Origin of the sequence: Streptococcus infantis (assembly GCF_019929665.1) — a bacterium.
GTDB classification, from domain to species: Bacteria; Bacillota; Bacilli; order Lactobacillales; family Streptococcaceae; genus Streptococcus; species Streptococcus infantis_H.
Genome location: NZ_JAHZPZ010000012.1, coordinates 1 through 4,950, shown reverse-complemented (window position 1 = coordinate 4,950; position 4,950 = coordinate 1). Strand labels below are relative to the sequence as shown.

The 4,950-nt window shown below is 49.8% G+C and carries 2 tRNA genes and 2 rRNA genes; all 4 read left to right on the top strand.

Going from position 1 to position 4,950, the window contains the following annotated elements:
* Positions 1 to 29 precede the first annotated feature (29 nt).
* Positions 30 to 101, top strand: a tRNA-Glu gene (locus K1I61_RS08845).
* Between the two features lie 229 nt (positions 102 to 330).
* Positions 331 to 1,879, top strand: a 16S ribosomal RNA gene (locus tag K1I61_RS08840).
* 50 nt (positions 1,880 to 1,929) lie between these two features.
* Positions 1,930 to 2,002: transfer RNA gene (locus K1I61_RS08835), tRNA-Ala, on the top strand.
* A 125-nt stretch (positions 2,003 to 2,127) separates the two neighbouring features.
* Positions 2,128 to 4,950: ribosomal RNA gene (locus K1I61_RS08830) — 23S ribosomal RNA — on the top strand; the annotation flags it as partial.

The window sequence follows — 4,950 nt, the reverse complement described above, 5'->3', positions numbered from 1 at the left end:
GGTATAATAGAAAGAGTTGAAAAAGCTCAGGTCCGTTGGTCAAGGGGTTAAGACACCGCCTTTTCACGGCGGTAACACGGGTTCGAATCCCGTACGGACTATGGGTGTATCGCGGTTGATGGAAATGGGATTTAAAAAAAGTTAAAAAAACCTGTTGACAGAGAAAAGTGACTGTGATATACTAATATAGTTGTCGTAAGCGCGACAAAGACCTTTGAAAACTGAACAAGACGAACCAATGTGCAGGGCACTACAACATTAAGTTGTAGTACTGAACAATGAAAAAAACAATAAATCTGTCAGTGACAGAAATGAGTGAGAACTCAAACTTTTAATGAGAGTTTGATCCTGGCTCAGGACGAACGCTGGCGGCGTGCCTAATACATGCAAGTAGAACGCTGAAGGAAGGAGCTTGCTCTTTCCGGATGAGTTGCGAACGGGTGAGTAACGCGTAGGTAACCTGCCTGGTAGCGGGGGATAACTATTGGAAACGATAGCTAATACCGCATAACAGTAGATATCGCATGATAGCTGCTTAAAAGGTGCAATTGCACCACTACCAGATGGACCTGCGTTGTATTAGCTAGTTGGTGAGGTAACGGCTCACCAAGGCAACGATACATAGCCGACCTGAGAGGGTGATCGGCCACACTGGGACTGAGACACGGCCCAGACTCCTACGGGAGGCAGCAGTAGGGAATCTTCGGCAATGGACGGAAGTCTGACCGAGCAACGCCGCGTGAGTGAAGAAGGTTTTCGGATCGTAAAGCTCTGTTGTAAGAGAAGAACGAGTGTGAGAGTGGAAAGTTCACACTGTGACGGTATCTTACCAGAAAGGGACGGCTAACTACGTGCCAGCAGCCGCGGTAATACGTAGGTCCCGAGCGTTGTCCGGATTTATTGGGCGTAAAGCGAGCGCAGGCGGTTAGATAAGTCTGAAGTTAAAGGCTGTGGCTTAACCATAGTACGCTTTGGAAACTGTTTAACTTGAGTGCAAGAGGGGAGAGTGGAATTCCATGTGTAGCGGTGAAATGCGTAGATATATGGAGGAACACCGGTGGCGAAAGCGGCTCTCTGGCTTGTAACTGACGCTGAGGCTCGAAAGCGTGGGGAGCAAACAGGATTAGATACCCTGGTAGTCCACGCCGTAAACGATGAGTGCTAGGTGTTAGACCCTTTCCGGGGTTTAGTGCCGTAGCTAACGCATTAAGCACTCCGCCTGGGGAGTACGACCGCAAGGTTGAAACTCAAAGGAATTGACGGGGGCCCGCACAAGCGGTGGAGCATGTGGTTTAATTCGAAGCAACGCGAAGAACCTTACCAGGTCTTGACATCCCTCTGACCGCTCTAGAGATAGAGTTTTCCTTCGGGACAGAGGTGACAGGTGGTGCATGGTTGTCGTCAGCTCGTGTCGTGAGATGTTGGGTTAAGTCCCGCAACGAGCGCAACCCCTATTGTTAGTTGCCATCATTCAGTTGGGCACTCTAGCGAGACTGCCGGTAATAAACCGGAGGAAGGTGGGGATGACGTCAAATCATCATGCCCCTTATGACCTGGGCTACACACGTGCTACAATGGTTGGTACAACGAGTCGCAAGCCGGTGACGGCAAGCTAATCTCTTAAAGCCAATCTCAGTTCGGATTGTAGGCTGCAACTCGCCTACATGAAGTCGGAATCGCTAGTAATCGCGGATCAGCACGCCGCGGTGAATACGTTCCCGGGCCTTGTACACACCGCCCGTCACACCACGAGAGTTTGTAACACCCGAAGTCGGTGAGGTAACCTTTTAGGAGCCAGCCGCCTAAGGTGGGATAGATGATTGGGGTGAAGTCGTAACAAGGTAGCCGTATCGGAAGGTGCGGCTGGATCACCTCCTTTCTAAGGATAAGGAATGCACATTGGTCTTGTTTAGTCTTGAGAGGTCTTGTGGGGCCTTAGCTCAGCTGGGAGAGCGCCTGCTTTGCACGCAGGAGGTCAGCGGTTCGATCCCGCTAGGCTCCATTGGTGAGAGATCACCAAGTAATGCACATTGAAAATTGAATATCTATATCAAATAGTAACAAGAAAATAAACCGAAAACGCTGTAGTATTAATAAGAGTTTATGACTGAAAGGTCAAAAAAATAAGGTTAAGTTAATAAGGGCGCACGGTGGATGCCTTGGCACTAGGAGCCGAAGAAGGACGTGACAAACGACGATATGCCTTGGGTAGCTGTAAGTAAGCGATGATCCAGGGATTTCCGAATGGGGGAACCCAACAGGTACTACCTGTTACCCATATCTGTTAAGGATATGAGGAGGAAGACGCAGTGAACTGAAACATCTAAGTAGCTGCAGGAAGAGAAAGCAAAAGCGATTGCCTTAGTAGCGGCGAGCGAAACGGCAGGAGGGCAAACCGAAGAGTTTACTCTTCGGGGTTGTAGGACTGCAATGTGGACTCAAAGACTATAGAAGAATGACATGGGAAGGTCAGCCAAAGAGAGTGAGAGCCTCGTATTTAAAATAGTCTTTGTACCTAGCAGTATCCTGAGTACGGCGAGACACGTGAAATCTCGTCGGAATCTGGGAGGACCATCTCCCAACCCTAAATACTCCCTAGTGACCGATAGTGAACCAGTACCGTGAGGGAAAGGTGAAAAGCACCCCGGGAGGGGAGTGAAATAGAACCTGAAACCGTGTGCCTACAACAAGTTCGAGCCCGTTAATGGGTGAGAGCGTGCCTTTTGTAGAATGAACCGGCGAGTTACGATATGATGCGAGGTTAAGTTGAAGAGACGGAGCCGTAGGGAAACCGAGTCTGAATAGGGCGCTTTAGTATTATGTCGTAGACCCGAAACCATGTGACCTACCCATGAGCAGGTTGAAGGTGCGGTAAGACGCACTGGAGGACCGAACCAGGGCACGTTGAAAAGTGCTTGGATGACTTGTGGGTAGCGGAGAAATTCCAAACGAACTTGGAGATAGCTGGTTCTCTCCGAAATAGCTTTAGGGCTAGCGTCGACATCAAGATTCTTGGAGGTAGAGCACTGTTTGGGTGAGGGGTCCATCCCGGATTACCAATCTCAGATAAACTCCGAATGCCAATGAATTATGGTCGGCAGTCAGACTGCGAGTGCTAAGATCCGTAGTCGAAAGGGAAACAGCCCAGACCACCAGCTAAGGTCCCAAAATAATTGTTAAGTGGAAAAGGATGTGGGGTTGCACAGACAACTAGGATGTTAGCTTAGAAGCAGCTATTCATTCAAAGAGTGCGTAATAGCTCACTAGTCGAGTGACCCTGCGCCGAAAATGTACCGGGGCTAAAACAATTTACCGAAGCTGTGGATACCTTTATAGGTATGGTAGGAGAGCGTTCTATGTGTGGAGAAGGTGTACCGTGAGGAGCGCTGGAACGCATAGAAGTGAGAATGCCGGTATGAGTAGCGAAAGACAGGTGAGAATCCTGTCCACCGTAAGACTAAGGTTTCCAGGGGAAGGCTCGTCCGCCCTGGGTTAGTCGGGACCTAAGGAGAGACCGAAAGGTGTATCCGATGGACAACAGGTTGATATTCCTGTACTAGAGTATGTAGTGATGGAGGGACGCAGTAGGCTAACTAAAGCAGACGATTGGAAGTGTCTGTCTAAGCAGTGAGGTGTGAATTGAGTTAAATGCTTAATTCTATAACATTGAGCTGTGATGGGGAGCGAAGTTTAGTAGCGAAGTTAGTGACGTCACACTGCCAAGAAAAGCTTCTAGCGTTTAAACATACTCTACCCGTACCGCAAACCGACACAGGTAGTCGAGGCGAGTAGCCTCAGGTGAGCGAGAGAACTCTCGTTAAGGAACTCGGCAAAATGACCCCGTAACTTCGGGAGAAGGGGTGCTGACTTTACGTCAGCCGCAGTGAATAGGCCCAAGCAACTGTTTATCAAAAACACAGCTCTCTGCTAAATCGTAAGATGATGTATAGGGGGTGACGCCTGCCCGGTGCTGGAAGGTTAAGAGGAGTGCTTAGGAGTAATCCGAAGGTATGAATTGAAGCCCCAGTAAACGGCGGCCGTAACTATAACGGTCCTAAGGTAGCGAAATTCCTTGTCGGGTAAGTTCCGACCCGCACGAAAGGCGTAATGATTTGGGCACTGTCTCAACGAGAGACTCGGTGAAATTTTAGTACCTGTGAAGATGCAGGTTACCCGCGACAGGACGGAAAGACCCCATGGAGCTTTACTGCAGTTTGATATTGAGTGTCTGTACCACATGTACAGGATAGGTAGGAGTCTATGAGATCGGGACGCCAGTTTCGAAGGAGACGTTGTTGGGATACTACCCTTGTGTTATGGCCACTCTAACCCGGATAGGTGATCCCTATCGGAGACAGTGTCTGACGGGCAGTTTGACTGGGGCGGTCGCCTCCTAAAAGGTAACGGAGGCGCCCAAAGGTTCCCTCAGAATGGTTGGAAATCATTCGCAGAGTGTAAAGGTATAAGGGAGCTTGACTGCGAGAGCTACAACTCGAGCAGGGACGAAAGTCGGGCTTAGTGATCCGGTGGTTCCGTATGGAAGGGCCATCGCTCAACGGATAAAAGCTACCCTGGGGATAACAGGCTTATCTCCCCCAAGAGTTCACATCGACGGGGAGGTTTGGCACCTCGATGTCGGCTCGTCGCATCCTGGGGCTGTAGTCGGTCCCAAGGGTTGGGCTGTTCGCCCATTAAAGCGGCACGCGAGCTGGGTTCAGAACGTCGTGAGACAGTTCGGTCCCTATCCGTCGCGGGCGTAGGAAATTTGAGAGGATCTGCTCCTAGTACGAGAGGACCAGAGTGGACTTACCGCTGGTGTACCAGTTGTCTTGCCAAAGGCATCGCTGGGTAGCTATGTAGGGAAGGGATAAACGCTGAAAGCATCTAAGTGTGAAACCCACCTCAAGATGAGATTTCCCATGATTTTATATCAGTAAGAGCCCTGAGAGA